At 33.0% G+C, this 12977-nt stretch carries 18 protein-coding genes; 15 read left to right on the top strand and 3 right to left on the bottom strand.

Annotated features, from left to right (window positions below; genetic code table 11):
- Positions 1 to 46 precede the first annotated feature (46 nt).
- Positions 47 to 259 carry an IS200/IS605 family transposase gene (gene tnpA / locus H6622_11580; protein MCB9062151.1) on the bottom strand — a complete coding sequence of 71 codons (213 nt, stop codon included), beginning with the start codon at positions 257 to 259 and terminating at the stop codon, positions 47 to 49.
- A gap of 250 nt (positions 260 to 509) precedes the next feature.
- On the opposite strand from tnpA, the gene H6622_11575 reads away from it, so the two are divergent.
- The 8 genes from H6622_11575 (at position 510) to H6622_11540 (ending at position 3882) form a co-directional block, all read left to right on the top strand.
- Positions 510 to 845: a type II toxin-antitoxin system RelE/ParE family toxin gene (locus H6622_11575; protein ID MCB9062150.1), complete on the top strand. Its 336-nt coding sequence runs from the start codon at positions 510 to 512 to the stop codon at positions 843 to 845.
- Positions 846 to 856: 11 nt separating this feature from the next.
- Positions 857 to 1180, top strand: coding sequence for an XRE family transcriptional regulator (locus H6622_11570; GenBank protein ID MCB9062149.1), 324 nt, complete (start codon positions 857 to 859; stop codon positions 1178 to 1180).
- Between the two features lie 522 nt (positions 1181 to 1702).
- A complete protein-coding gene (locus H6622_11565; GenBank protein MCB9062148.1) occupies positions 1703 to 1876 on the top strand; it encodes a hypothetical protein in 174 nt (57 codons plus the stop codon).
- Entirely contained in the window at positions 1873 to 2091 is a 219-nt protein-coding gene (locus H6622_11560; GenBank protein ID MCB9062147.1) for a hypothetical protein, read from the top strand. Before H6622_11565 ends, H6622_11560 begins: the two co-directional genes overlap by 4 nt.
- Positions 2092 to 2097: 6 nt before the next feature.
- Positions 2098 to 2730 (top strand): IS3 family transposase, encoded by a 633-nt coding sequence (locus H6622_11555; protein ID MCB9062146.1) that lies wholly within the window; start codon positions 2098 to 2100, stop codon positions 2728 to 2730.
- 37 nt (positions 2731 to 2767) lie between these two features.
- Positions 2768 to 3076, top strand: coding sequence for a transposase (locus H6622_11550; protein MCB9062145.1), 309 nt, complete (start codon positions 2768 to 2770; stop codon positions 3074 to 3076).
- 69 nt (positions 3077 to 3145) lie between these two features.
- Complete coding sequence (locus H6622_11545) at positions 3146 to 3493, top strand: transposase (protein MCB9062144.1); 348 nt, start codon at positions 3146 to 3148, stop codon at positions 3491 to 3493.
- A gap of 83 nt (positions 3494 to 3576) precedes the next feature.
- A complete protein-coding gene (locus H6622_11540) occupies positions 3577 to 3882 on the top strand; it encodes a transposase (GenBank protein MCB9062143.1) in 306 nt (101 codons plus the stop codon).
- A gap of 18 nt (positions 3883 to 3900) precedes the next feature.
- On the opposite strand, the gene H6622_11535 is transcribed toward H6622_11540, so the two are convergent.
- Positions 3901 to 4350, bottom strand: coding sequence for a hypothetical protein (locus tag H6622_11535; protein MCB9062142.1), 450 nt, complete (start codon positions 4348 to 4350; stop codon positions 3901 to 3903).
- Between the two features lie 258 nt (positions 4351 to 4608).
- Between H6622_11535 and H6622_11530 the strand changes: the two genes are divergently transcribed.
- Positions 4609 to 5565 (top strand): hypothetical protein, encoded by a 957-nt coding sequence (locus H6622_11530; protein MCB9062141.1) that lies wholly within the window; start codon positions 4609 to 4611, stop codon positions 5563 to 5565.
- Between the two features lie 154 nt (positions 5566 to 5719).
- Here the strand turns inward: H6622_11530 and H6622_11525 are convergent, their stop codons facing one another.
- Positions 5720 to 6172: a pentapeptide repeat-containing protein gene (locus H6622_11525; protein MCB9062140.1), complete on the bottom strand. Its 453-nt coding sequence runs from the start codon at positions 6170 to 6172 to the stop codon at positions 5720 to 5722.
- 198 nt (positions 6173 to 6370) lie between these two features.
- On the opposite strand from H6622_11525, the gene H6622_11520 reads away from it, so the two are divergent.
- The 6 genes from H6622_11520 to H6622_11495 all read left to right on the top strand — a co-directional run bounded on the left by H6622_11520 (position 6371) and on the right by H6622_11495 (position 12946).
- Entirely contained in the window at positions 6371 to 7003 is a 633-nt protein-coding gene (locus H6622_11520; protein MCB9062139.1) for a helix-turn-helix transcriptional regulator, read from the top strand.
- The gene (locus H6622_11515) at positions 7000 to 7794 is read left to right on the top strand and encodes a hypothetical protein (protein MCB9062138.1); all 795 of its coding nucleotides are present in this window, start codon (positions 7000 to 7002) and stop codon (positions 7792 to 7794) included. Before H6622_11520 ends, H6622_11515 begins: the two co-directional genes overlap by 4 nt.
- A 169-nt stretch (positions 7795 to 7963) precedes the next feature.
- On the top strand, positions 7964 to 8371 hold the full coding sequence (locus tag H6622_11510) for a response regulator (GenBank protein ID MCB9062137.1): 408 nt from the start codon (positions 7964 to 7966) through the stop codon (positions 8369 to 8371).
- Between the two features lie 11 nt (positions 8372 to 8382).
- Positions 8383 to 8889: a chemotaxis protein CheX gene (locus H6622_11505; GenBank protein MCB9062136.1), complete on the top strand. Its 507-nt coding sequence runs from the start codon at positions 8383 to 8385 to the stop codon at positions 8887 to 8889.
- Positions 8890 to 9058: 169 nt separating this feature from the next.
- On the top strand, positions 9059 to 10141 hold the full coding sequence (locus tag H6622_11500) for an IS481 family transposase (protein ID MCB9062135.1): 1083 nt from the start codon (positions 9059 to 9061) through the stop codon (positions 10139 to 10141).
- Positions 10142 to 10324: 183 nt separating this feature from the next.
- On the top strand, positions 10325 to 12946 hold the full coding sequence (locus H6622_11495) for a hypothetical protein (GenBank protein MCB9062134.1): 2622 nt from the start codon (positions 10325 to 10327) through the stop codon (positions 12944 to 12946).
- Positions 12947 to 12977 lie beyond the last annotated feature (31 nt).

The raw sequence follows: 12977 nt of genomic DNA, 5'->3' as shown, positions 1-12977 counted from the left end.
TTAGTTGGAGGTGAAATTTGTTGCCCTTAGGCGAGAAATTAACTCTTTAATCCTGCCCCTGCTGCTCGATATATTGCTTCAAAACACTTATTGGAGCGCCATCAACACTTATAATACAATACGATCTTGACCAAAAAGCATCCTTCCAGAGATATTTTTTTACATGTTCGCTAAATTCTTTACTGATTCTTCTAGACGATACTGTTTTTAGATTGTTTATCAACTTTGAAGGCTGAGTCTTTGGATTTAAAGATATCAATACACCCCATTTAGGCAATACCTAATGTATTACCTAAATGGGGTGTATTGGTTCTGGGGTGAAAACAAATAAACCTGTACTGAGTACAGGCCAAAAATTCGAAATTTTCAGAAAGCAGAAAAAAATAAAAAATAACCTCACAAAGCTCAACTATCTAATTTTACGTATAAACATGGCTATTGTGCATACATTATATTGTATACATTATATTGTATACATGATAAAGTATGTGTTCCATTGGAGGGTAATAATGCTCAAAAAAGTTAGTTGGTTAGGCGATTCGTTAGATAAACTTAAGGAATTCCCTGACGAAATCAAACAGAATTTGGGCTATGAACTTCATAGGCTCCAAACAGGGGAAAGACCACTTGATTCGAAACCCATGAAATCGATTAACCAAGGAGTTTATGAATTAAGGGATAGGGATAAGTCTTCTTGGTACAGAGTTATTTACTACGTAAAGATAAAAGATTCAATCTATGTGCTCCATAGCTTTGAAAAGAAAAGTAATAAAACTCCACAAAAAGACATTGCTTTAGCGCAAAGTAGATTAAAAGAATTAAAAAAAGAGTTAGGAATTCAATAATAGGAAATACCATGAAAGAGACAAAGAAAAGTAAATCAATTATTTCGCACACTTCAAAAGGAAGCGTTCTCGATGATCTGGGCCTAAACAACGAGGCCTGCTCGTCTATAAAAGTAAAAGCAGAAATTCACAGCAAAATAATTAAAGAGATTGAGAAAAACAAAATCACCTCAAGAGAACTGGAAAAACTTCTAGACAAACCACAACCAAGAGTAAGTGAACTTTTAAATGGAAAAATTTCAAATATTAGCATTGAGAAGTTATTAGATTACCTGAATCTACTGGGGGGAGAAGCTACTGTTAAAGTTATTTTTAAAAAAAGAAAAAGTGCATGAATGAAAAAAGTGATATAAAAAATGAGGAAGAAAAGGCTAGTGTTATAAAAACTCAACACATCTCAATGTCTGACACCATTAAACATAGACTTAGCATTATTCTAAGGCCCTTCAGAGAATGTTATAATGAAAAGAACGTGGATATTTTTTATTTTTAAATCTCTTCTTCATGATTCCCTCTTAAATTAGGCAAAAGTCGCGAATTTTTGTAAACCAAAATCAACTTAATTCTTGTTAGTTACGATATCTGTACATTTTTCAGTTATCTCATACATGTCCCCATTACAAGAATCATTAAATCTTTTGCATTCGCCAGAAACTTTATGCTCAGCACTTACTGGCATATAGGTGCATCTGACCTTAAAACCAAAATTTAGTCCATTCTCAGAGTGAGTCTCACTGTGTTAAAAATAAAACAAGGAGACAATAAAATGAAAGGTAAAAAATTTTCAGAAGAAGTGATTTTCAGAATTTTGAAGGAATATGAATCGGGAATTCCAGCAAAAGAACTTGGACGCAAATATGGAATGGGCGAGCAAACAGTTCATAAATGAAAAAAAATATCACGGGATACAGGTATCTGATGCTAAAAAACTAAGAAGTCTTGAAGAGGAGAATCGACGTTTAAAACGACTCGTTGCTGATTTAAGTTTAGATAACCAAATGCTCAAGGAAGTTGCCAAGGGAAACTTTTGAGGCCCAAACAAAAGAAAAATGCAGCTAAAATGCTCATTGATAAGTTTGGGGTCAGTGAGCGGCATTCGTGCCAAGTTTTAGATTTTAACAGATCAAGTTATCGATATGAATTAACTTTGGTTAAGAATGACCAAATTGTTATTAATAGAATGCAACAAATTGTTCATAAACATCGAAGATTTGGATATCCACGAGTTCATGTGATTCTAAATTGAGAAGGAATAGTTCGTAATCGCAAGAGAACCCAAAGAATTTATTTTGAGCAGGGATTTTCTTTAAAATTGAAACGAAAAAAGAAAAAACAATTTTTTCCACGGATAGTAAAACCTTCGGTATCGAAGGGGGGCGAAGTTTGGTCTATGGATTTTGTTTCAGACTCACTTGCAAACTCAAGAAAGATTAGAATATTGACAGTTATAGATCATTTCACAAGGTATTCCCCAGGTTTTTATATTGACCATTCAATCTCAGGAATAATTGTAACCAAAGAACTTGATCGTATGATAAATGAACATGGAAAACCAAAAAGAATTCAAGTAGATAATGGGCCTGAATTTACATCTAAGGCCATGTTGGTGTGGAGTTACAGGAATAATATTGAAATAGATTTTACTCGTCCAGGAAAACCAACTGATAATGCTTATATTGAAAGTTTTAATGGTAGTTTTCGAGATGAATGTCTAAATCAAAATTGGTTTTCTACATTGGCAGAGGCACGAGTTGTAATTGAAAGCTGGAGAAAAGAATACAATGAAGAGAGAATACACAGTTCATTAAAATATTTAACACCTAAAGAATTTGTCAAAAAGGAACGAGAAGATGTACAACACAGACTCAGTGCAACTCACCTTTAGACTGGACTAGTCAATGGTTTAAGGTCAAGTTAAAGCGATGGATAATTTAATTAAAAACTTAGATGAATTAACGAGGTTTACAAATTATCAAGACGTGTCGATTGATAATAACTCACAAGAGAGATTATTAAGATCACCTGTGATAGGGAGAAAAACCTGGTATGGAACTCATTCAAAAAGAGGGGCAAAGACGAACTCAATTCTTTTTTCTTTAGTTGAATCCTGTAAATTGAATAAAGTGAATCCGAGAGAATATTTTAAAGAAATAGTTTTTGCTATCCACCAAAATCAATCCATTTTTACTCCGGCCGAATACAAAAACCAACAATCAGAAAAAATTGCCTAAACCAACGGGTAGTGTCGACGACTTACCCACAAGCTTGCCCGAGCAATCAGTGATCTAGGTTTTTATGAGTTGAGAAGACAATTGGAATATAAATCAGCTCTTAACGACAATGTCCTTTTTGTGGCGGATAGATTTTATCCAAGCTCAAAAAAGTGTGGCCGATGTGGCAAGATCAAGAATGACTTGAAGCTTAAAGACAGAAGGTATAAGTGTTCCCACTGTGGATTGGATATTGACAGAGATTTAAACGCGGCAATTAACTTAGAAAGTTTTGTTAATCATAGAATACGGGGAGCTGCCTCGGAATTTACGCCTAAGGAGATGACGGCAATTGATCTTTGGAAACTATCTAAAGATAAAACCAGCATCGATGAACTAGGAAATGAACACCAGAATTACGTGAGTAGTTTTGGGTAAGTTTCATTCAGCGGACAGTTGAAAAACCTGGAAAGAGGGTTAAACAAAAATCAGGATTAAATAGAAATATATTAAATCACGGAATGGGAATCTTTGCGCAGATGATTGAATACAAAGCGGAGGAAGCTGGTATTCAGCTTGAAGTGCACAATACGAGGAAGCTTAAGCCAACTCAGAGATGTTCTTGTTGCGGAAAAATAACAAAAAAGACGCTTTCGGATCGAATTCATATTTGTAATCATTGTGGATTTACCTTAGATCGAGATCAAAATGCGGCCTTGGTAATGTTAATTGAAAGTTTAAAAAACAATGGTCTGGAGCAGGCCATGCGTGGAGTTGAAACATGGGTTTCGGCGATGAAGCGCGAAACTCAAACTATATCGGCCTAGCTGATTAGTTGGAGTAGTTCATATATCAATAAAAGCAGTAGGAGAAACCCCGTAATAATTAAAACAATCTATATACTTAGAGTATATTGAATGTTTTCCCTGATAAAAATCTTGATGTTCTTTTTTTAGTTTCGATAGGTAGTATTGTGCTCTTCTGCGTACATTTTTTGTGGTCGAATCATCATTACCACAAGATCTCTTAAGTTCATTTAATGCTGATTTTGCTTTGACATAAGTTAAGTTTAAATTTTTAAGTTTATTTCGAGCTTCGATAAGTTGATCTTGAATATTGGCATTAGGATGTCTATTTCCTGGTTGGCACTCTAAGGGATAGGTATCTGATAATTCAACTGACTGTGATCCGAAGAGTAGATATTTTTCTTTGGCAGAATATAGGCCCTGCATGGCACAGTCTGCAAAGAGGTTAAAGGATTGAATGAGAAAAAGAGTGAACACAATCTGCTTCATAGACCCTCCGTTGGTCAATTCTAGTTATACCCATTTGAGTTTAAAACACTTGAATTAAATATTAACTCCATAGTGCATCAATATAAGAATTCTGAATATGAGTATTTTTATTCCCTATTTAGCTTAACTGCCTTTATTGAAAAGCATAGTTTTCGAATTTGAGGATTTTTTGTGTAAATTTAATACATTTATAGATCTGAAAACGAATAGATTTTACAAGATATAAAATCAACCTCTCATACTATGTTATAAAGCGTTATGTTTATAATATTAAGAGTATTAACCCTATTTATCATTTCATTTGGGCAGATTTTTGCTTCGAGTGAGTTGAAGAAAAACCCTGTTTATATTTCATTTTCAGAAAACAGCTCAGAGGTTGGTTATATTCCCAACGATTTAAATCAAGAAATTGTTCCATTCATTCTAGAAGATAAAACATCTTTAAAAAATATAAATTCAGATTATTTTTTGGAATTCAGCGAACAAAGTTTTGATAATTTAGTCAATAGTTATACTAAGCAGATCACAAATCCACATGTGGTTTATCTCTATTATAACTCATATCCTCTACCGGTACCAAGACCATTTAACGTCTTTTTATCAGGGAGAAGAGATATCAGAAATTTAATGATCGATTCATACAGAGCAAAAGGCAGAATTCTTATTGGTGTGGTTGCATTAGGTCGAGAATCTGGGCTTATCCCAAAAGATTATTTCTTCGATTTTGAGAACAACAAGATGTTAGAAGTCATGGAGTTTAAGGGGCAGGTTGGATTGATTTCATTAAGAAGAGGAATAATTTCAGAAAATTCTCAGAGAATAAAAAAAATGCATCTTTGGATACAAAATAAGCTGACGAAAAAGCGAACTAAAATTTTAACTTTTCATCCACATATTATATCTGAGGTTATAGACGTAGGATGGAAATTAGATTTCAGATTCAAACCTCCCTATCAAATTATGATGAATGAGATTTTTAAAGAGTACTTGCTTAAATACAAATACCATTACAATCCAGATCAAAAATTGAGAGATAATTATAGAATTAATCATTTGAATTTTGGTCTTGAGTTTGAATTTTCTGAAGATGAGCTTCCTGGATTTACCTTACCTTTGAGTCGTAAATTTTTAGATGAAACTACTCCTCCGAAGGGATTTTTATCAAAATGTTTTAAATACTTTCTTCCTAATAAAAAGAGAGGGCCGTTAGAGTAAACTAAAGGCCCTCAAGGTGGGGAGATGATGTGATTCGTAGGAGTTCCCTTTCCTATTATTCGAATTTATGTCTAGGCCGTTTCTCGTATTGGTTAAGGAAGGACCAAACTTCTTGCAACTCCATGAAACGACAGGCGGTTGCTTAGTTAAAAAATTATGCTGCTTTTTTATGCTCAAGTACCTGCTGCAATTTAAGATTTGCAGATGTGTTGCAGCTCTCAACAATGTTTTTGCTTCTATTAATCGATTTCATAGTCGATCTATCCAAAAAACAATAAGTTAGTTCAGACTTTTGAATGACTGATGTACTCCAGTTGCAGCTTACAAATTCACTGGCCTTCAAGTTGCAGCTCGAAATACTTGAAAATTTGAATGTGCAATTAAGGAACGTACAACCAATGAAAGAGCAATTTTCGAATTTAGACGAGAAAAACACACAGGAATCGAAGGTCACGTTTTTGAAAGTTGTTTGGGAGAAGAGGGAGCCAGATAACGTCATTCCCTTGAGATTTTGATCAGTTACTGTTTCATTTTCGATAACCTCATAAATCGATTCACTTTTTGTTTCGCTGAAGAAGGGAATGTAGATTTCTGTAAGGGTTTTCATAAACATGACCTCCGATCATCTGTGCTAAGTTCAATATAGAATAACCGATGCAATGCGTCAAGAAAAAAAATTGCATCAAGCAATTTAATTTCGTTCCGATAAGAAATTCAATGGCCTAGGTTACACGAAAAAAGGGCCCTAAATAGTTTGATGGCAACTTCTTGAAATGAGAAAAAGGCCAGTTTAAGGAGGTCGCAAATGGCCGAATTTAATAAGGAAGAGTTAGACAATTTTCTAGGAGTAGTACGCAAATACATGCAAGTCAGAGGTCCTATGAGCCAAAAAGATCTAGCAGAAAGTGTGGATGTTGGTGTGTCTACAATGAGTCGCTTCTTGAATCAAAAGACAAATGATCTTAATCCGCAATTAATAGCAAAGATTGTGGCATTTCTTGAAATCCCGCTTCATGAAATCATCGATTTTGTTGATGAGGGTTTTACCACCCATTTTAAAAAACTTATTTTACTCTATAAAAATACGCAGGATAATAGACCTCAAAGAACTCCTGAAGAAACCTATGCCCCAACTGAAACTTTTGAAATGGAAAAAAATGAAGATCCTTTTGTAGAGGGATTTTCTGGACTAGGAACAGCTGAACGACAAACTCAGGCCAGAGTATCAGCTGGTGGAGGACGTAAACAAACTTTGATCTTTGAATCTGATGAGAGTTCGAATCATTCTCAAAAAAGTATAAGAGATAAATTACAAAGTTTAACACCTAGACAAAAAGCTTATATGACTGATTTTCTAAATTTAGATATGGAGGGAAGAGATTTTATTGTTGATTTAGGAAATTCTATTCTTACATATATAAGAAGAAATCGCTCATGATATTTTCAAAGTTAGTTTATATAGGACTATTAAGTGTATATTTGACTCCATTAGTAGCAACACCAAAAAACGTAGAAGTTTGGTTTCTATCTGAAGTTGCTGTAGGAAAAAGTAGTTTGCAAAATATTCTTAATCCTAAAATAGATTTTTCAGAGTATTTAGTCATAGATGAATCTAAATGTGTACAAATGGGTGATGGTTGTTTTCATCCTCAATTAGGATTTGTTCCCAAAGAGGAATTGAATGAAAAAAAAGAGAATGAAAAAATATCAAATCCCACTGAAATAAAGACGATAAATGCTTTAGAAACTAATTTAATTAACTGCGATAAAAACTATCATTTTGATATTTTTTGTGGAGAAGCTTCAAAAGACAAAAACATTGCAAACGCAGACACACAGATTTGGTTTGATAATAGTTCATCTTTCAACGTAATCGACTATAGTAAGGAAGCAAACTTTTGTCATAGGAGATTAGTTGCACAAAAAATAAAGAATGTATGTAAAGATAAAGTAAGCTTTTATACCTATAATACTCACAAAATACTGATTAATGATTTAAGTCCTATTTGTACACATCATGGAACAAATTCTACAAAGTCTCTTATTCAGTGGATTAAACTCTCTCAGGTTAAAAATTTATATGTAGTAACAGATATAGCAGAAATGAATATGGAATTAAGCGCATACCTAGATTCCATAGGTGCAAAAACACATGGATTAGGTACAATGGCACGAAATGTAAATAATCTTGAAGATTTTGTCACAAATGTCAACAAATTGTGCCAATAGATTGTATTTTGAGACAAGATTTTAAATTTAATAATTTCTCTATCCATCTAAAATTGCACAGTTTCTCAAACACACATTTAATTACTGGTAGGTTTTTTACTAATTGCTTTAAAATTTGAATGGATATGTCGACAAGCGATTAAAAGAGTAAATGCGTAAGGACTGATCTATGGCAATTGATTCAGAAAGTAGAATTCTCATTATAGATGACTTTGAAATGCTTCTCATCGCAATGAGGAAAGCACTTGAAAATTTAGGTTTTAAAAATATCGATCAAGCAGAAGATGGAACAACAGCATGGCAAATGATTGAAAGTGCAAAAAACAATGGAGAGCCTTATGCTTTAATATTTTCAGATTGGACAATGCCGGAAATGTCAGGAATGGATTTATTTAGAAAAATAAAAATTGATAATGCGATAAAAACAACTCCTTTTGTGATGGTCACTGCCGAGTCAGAGAAAAAAAATGTAATGTCTGCACTTAGTGAAGGAGTCACTGAATATATTGTGAAGCCTTGTACAATAGAGAGTTTAGAGAAAAAAATAACAATAATAAATAAAAAGTTAGAAAAGTGATAGAGAATAAAATGACAATAGCTCAGCATTTAAAATTAGAAGAAAGACTCGTTCCACATCTTGTAAATGCAGTCATGACTACTTTTAAAGCTATGACTGAGCATGCTGTAGAAGTCGGAGATGTGACTTGGACCCGATATCCAATAAGTAAGTCGTTTTTGTCAGGTCATATTGGTCTCATTCAAGATGAAGCAGAGGGAGTTCTCACCTGTGGATTCAAAGAAGAAACAGTTTTTTATGTAATTGAAAAAATGTTTGGATTGTCTTTTGATGAAATCAACAAAACAGTCCTTTCGGCCGTCGGTGAGTTTACAAATTTGATCTACGCGCCACTTAAAAAGGTGCTAAATGAACAACTTGGCTATGATTTTAAAATGGCAATGCCCATGGTTGTTGTTGGAGCAGATCATGCTGTGTTTGATATTTACCAAGATGGAAGTTTGGGATACTTAACGATACCTTTTTCATTAGATGGGAGAGAACTATTCGTTCAACTTATGGTGAGAACGAATAAGTAAATATAATTGGAACAGGGATGTTTTTAGATTCTTTGATAAGGTGTATAAGTAAGCATCATATCTGACATTCCGACAAATCAAGTAGGAAATATCCTTACATTTGAAAGCATTGAGATCAACTTTTATAATTTGATTTTATCACAAACAAAATTAAACAAAGGAGATCTCAATGACTTCAGTCAATGTTACAACAAAATTAGTACAAAACAAACTAGGACTTTTAAACCTTGCTGCGGAATTAAATAATATCAGTAAGGCGTGCAAAATCATGGGAGTTTCCCGTGATACCTTTTATCGTTACCAAGAGGCCAAAACCACGGGTGGACTTGAAGGTCTTTTAGATAAACCAAGAAATTCACCGAATTTCAAAAATCGTACAGCACCAGAGATAGAAAAAGCAGTTATTCAAATAGCATTTGATGAACCTGCGTATGGACAGACGAGAGCATCTAATGAACTAAAATCGAAGGGACTTTCGATCTCAGGTGCCGGAGTGAGGGGAATTTGGATTAGAAACAATTTGGAAACTTTTAAAAAACGTCTTGAAAACGTTGAAAAAATCGTCGCTAAGGAGGGAAAAGTTTTAACAGAGGCACAGCTTAAAGCATTAGAGAAAAAAGAAACTGAAAAGGAGGCACATGGGGAAATTGAGACTCATCACCCTGGATATTTAGTTTCTCAAGACACTTTTTATGTCGGAACCATTAAAGGAGTTGGAAGAATATATCAACAAACGGTTGTGGACACATATTCGAAAGTCTCTTTTGCAAAACTTTATCAGATGAAGACAGCAATTTGTGCTGCAGATATTTTAAATGATAAAGTAATTCCATTTTTTGATGAAAAAAATGTCCCAATACTAAGAATGTTAACTGACCGAGGAACAGAGTTTTGTGGACGCGCAGAAGAGCATGAGTATCAACTCTATCTGGCCATAAAAGATATTGATCACACAAAAACCAAAGCAAGACACCCACAAACTAATGGAATATGTGAACGTTTTCATAGGACGATATTAGATGAGTTTTACCAAGTGGCCTTCAGGAAGAAAATTTATAATTCCCTTGAACAGCTTCAAGCAGACTTAGATGAATTTATTTATAAATTTAATAATAGTAGAACTCATCAGGGTAAGATGTGCAATGGAAGAACTCCAATGGAAACATTTAATGAAGGGATAAAAAAATGGAATGATAAAAATTTATCATCATATTTGCAAAGGGGGCTTGATGAAAAAGCAGTTATAATATAAAAGGAAATAAGTAAGAACGGACACTTTGATAAAATCTTACAGTTAAAAGTAAAATGATCAAAAATGCCCGAGTGTCAGATCTGATAGCAGTCAATACAGATAAGGATATTCTTAATCTTTTTTAGTTTTATTTTAATTAAAACCTCTACTCTTTATGCATCAAATGAATTCATCGATGGACTTGTGTTAAATGTTGAATCGTTGGAAAAACCAATTGTTTTAGATGGACAGTGGGCCTTTACTCGTGATGATAAAGATGAAAATTACAAAGTTATAAATGACAGCACATGGGTTGCAGCGAACCCCTTGCTTCCTTGGGATCTTATCTATAGTGATTCAATAAACTTTAAAGTGGGTTGGTATCAAAAAAAAGTGAAGTTTCACCCTTCACTAATTGGTAAAGATATTATTTTATTATTAGACACTTATTTGGCCAAGATGAAAGTCTATTTAGATAATGATCTCATTTATCAAAGAACTGGAAAATCTCGAGAAGGAGATGTTCCCTACTATGCGCTTCAAGCAGTTCCAATAAAATTTAGGATTTCAAAAAATGTACACCTTATTAGTTTTAGAATTGATACAATCCTCATGAGAGGTGCCTATCAAAGACCATTTGAATTAAGAGATATAAACTCATATCCTGATGCAAGTGATATCTTCCTAAATATATTTAAGGCCAAGATGCGATTTACACTCTCTTGGGTTTTTCTCGCCTTTTCACTTTTTTTCTTTATGATTTTTATTAGAACTCGGCAGAATGAATATTTTGTAGCAACTTTAATGTGTTCAGGAGCCTTTCCGTTCTATTATTTTCCAGCTGAAATTCCGGTTAGTTTATTTGATCCAGAAAAACTAACGATTCTTCACTATCTTGGAATGGTTTTTATGGCACCAGCTCAAAGCCTTTTTGTGCAGGCCTATTCAAAGATGACAAAAAAGTTTAACTATTTTATGGGCATAACCTCAATTATCTTAATTATTTTAATCATGTTTCTATCACTAAATTTTAATCTCGATGTTTTTTTAGTTGTCAGAAAAATAACCTTTTTCTTTATGGTGATCATAATATTTCATGCAATATCACTGGCCAGCAGTATGATTATACTTAACCAAAAATACTGCTGGATCTTGTTTTCGAGTATTTTAGTTTATGCCTTATGTGCACTGAATGATATATTTCTTGCGATGGGAATACTCCGAGGCCATTCTTATATATTTATAGGCTCAGTGGTAGGGGTCGGTACAATGAATTTTATGGCCGTAGATGATTTTGTAAGAAAATACTTTCAGAACAAAAAATATCTTAAAGAAGTGCAAGATCTCAATCAAAATTTAGAACAAAAAGTTATCCAAAGAACTTTTGATTTAGACAAAAGTAACAAAGAACTGAAAATTCTTTTTCGTTCTATGAATGAAATGGTTAATAGTTTAGATGATGGTTTTCTCGTTATTGAAAAAGATTTCAAATGTCATGAAACCTATTCTGAAAACTGTCTAAAACTGATTGGTTTTGATCCAAAAGATTATTTCTTATGGGATATTTTAGGTGTATATGATAAAAATGAAAAAGAAGAAATAGAACAGTGGCTTAACCTCTTTTTTGAAAGTAATGTAGACTTTCAAAATCTTACAGCGGTATCACCTAATTTCAAAAATAGTGCAAATGATTTACGAGTAATCGAAATAGATTTTAGGCCAATTTATAGTGGGAATTCAAATCAACATGTTGCACTGGTTGTGATTATTTCTGATAAAACTGAATTGATTGAAAAAGAAAAGAAGGCCAAGGAACTAAAAGATGAATCAATGCGAATTATTAATATTGCAATGCATAAAAATGAAGTTCAACTCTTTTTTAAAGAAATCAAAAATTTTATATTAAAAGGTGAAGAGTGGCTAAGAAGTAAAACGAGTATTCCATCAATCAGTTTACATGAAAGACTTCACACTCTAAAAGGTGGTGCTCAAACACTTTCCTTAAGTGATTTGGCCAATACAATTCATGAACTAGAAATAGAGGTAAAAAAATCAGATACTGTTGAAAGAGAATTTTTAATTATAATCTTGTCAATTTTAAAAGAATGGAAAAGCAATTTTAAAATAACAAATAAAGATTTATTAGGTGAAAATTTTGATAGTGAAGTAGAGTTTAGAGAAATAACTCTTTTTGATTTAGAAGGCTTTTACAAAAAATTAACTCTTAAAGAAAATATTGAAATTGCTGATATCTTTAAAAGAAATTTCTTGTATACCTCTATTGCCAAAGAATTAAAATTCTTAGAAAAAACCGCAGATGAATTAAGTAAAAGGTTTGATAAACCTTTGGAAAGAGTGAAATTTCTTGGAGATGAAAATATCAAAATTTGTCCAGAACCCTATAAAGAAATTTTTAAGACGTTTGTCCATATTCTAAGAAATATGATTGATCACGGCATTGAAGATAGTGAAACGAGAAAAATTTGTCATAAACCGCTAGAAGGAAGCGTCAAAATTGACTGGAAACTTGAAGATAATGTGATTCATTTCTATTTTCAGGATGATGGACGTGGGATTAATATTGAAAAGTTAAGAGAAAAGTCTGAACAAGGCAAAAAACTTACTGATAGTGAACTTCTTCAATCTATTTTTGAACCAAATATGTCTTCCAAAGAAAGAGTTGAACTAACCTCAGGTCTTGGAATGGGTCTTTATATTGTTAAGAAAAACGTCGAGCTGCTAAATGGAAGAATATCGGTTGAAAGTGAAAATGGAATTGGAACAACATTTCATATTGAGCTACCTTATATTGAAAAGGTATTTTAAAATATCTTGAATTTTCTTAATAATCTAAGTA

Source organism: Halobacteriovoraceae bacterium (assembly GCA_020635115.1).
Classification (GTDB): domain Bacteria; phylum Bdellovibrionota; class Bacteriovoracia; order Bacteriovoracales; family Bacteriovoracaceae; genus JACKAK01.
This window is presented reverse-complemented; position numbering and strand designations above follow the sequence as displayed.

What these genes read in the sequence shown, in the direction of transcription:
- H6622_11565 (MCB9062148.1), top strand. Translation starts at nt 1,703, where the DNA reads ATGGAATGGGCGAGCAAACAGTTCATAAATGAAAAAAAATATCACGGG.
- H6622_11500 (MCB9062135.1), top strand. Translation starts at nt 9,059, where the DNA reads ATGACTTCAGTCAATGTTACAACAAAATTAGTACAAAACAAACTAGGA.
- H6622_11570 (MCB9062149.1), top strand. Translation starts at nt 857, where the DNA reads ATGAAAGAGACAAAGAAAAGTAAATCAATTATTTCGCACACTTCAAAA.
- H6622_11575 (MCB9062150.1), top strand. Translation starts at nt 510, where the DNA reads ATGCTCAAAAAAGTTAGTTGGTTAGGCGATTCGTTAGATAAACTTAAG.
- H6622_11550 (MCB9062145.1), top strand. Translation starts at nt 2,768, where the DNA reads ATGGATAATTTAATTAAAAACTTAGATGAATTAACGAGGTTTACAAAT.
- H6622_11510 (MCB9062137.1), top strand. Translation starts at nt 7,964, where the DNA reads ATGGCAATTGATTCAGAAAGTAGAATTCTCATTATAGATGACTTTGAA.
- H6622_11515 (MCB9062138.1), top strand. Translation starts at nt 7,000, where the DNA reads ATGATATTTTCAAAGTTAGTTTATATAGGACTATTAAGTGTATATTTG.
- H6622_11530 (MCB9062141.1), top strand. Translation starts at nt 4,609, where the DNA reads ATGTTTATAATATTAAGAGTATTAACCCTATTTATCATTTCATTTGGG.
- H6622_11520 (MCB9062139.1), top strand. Translation starts at nt 6,371, where the DNA reads ATGGCCGAATTTAATAAGGAAGAGTTAGACAATTTTCTAGGAGTAGTA.
- H6622_11540 (MCB9062143.1), top strand. Translation starts at nt 3,577, where the DNA reads ATGGGAATCTTTGCGCAGATGATTGAATACAAAGCGGAGGAAGCTGGT.
- H6622_11525 (MCB9062140.1), bottom strand. Translation starts at nt 6,172, where the DNA reads ATGAAAACCCTTACAGAAATCTACATTCCCTTCTTCAGCGAAACAAAA.
- H6622_11505 (MCB9062136.1), top strand. Translation starts at nt 8,383, where the DNA reads ATGACAATAGCTCAGCATTTAAAATTAGAAGAAAGACTCGTTCCACAT.
- H6622_11535 (MCB9062142.1), bottom strand. Translation starts at nt 4,350, where the DNA reads ATGAAGCAGATTGTGTTCACTCTTTTTCTCATTCAATCCTTTAACCTC.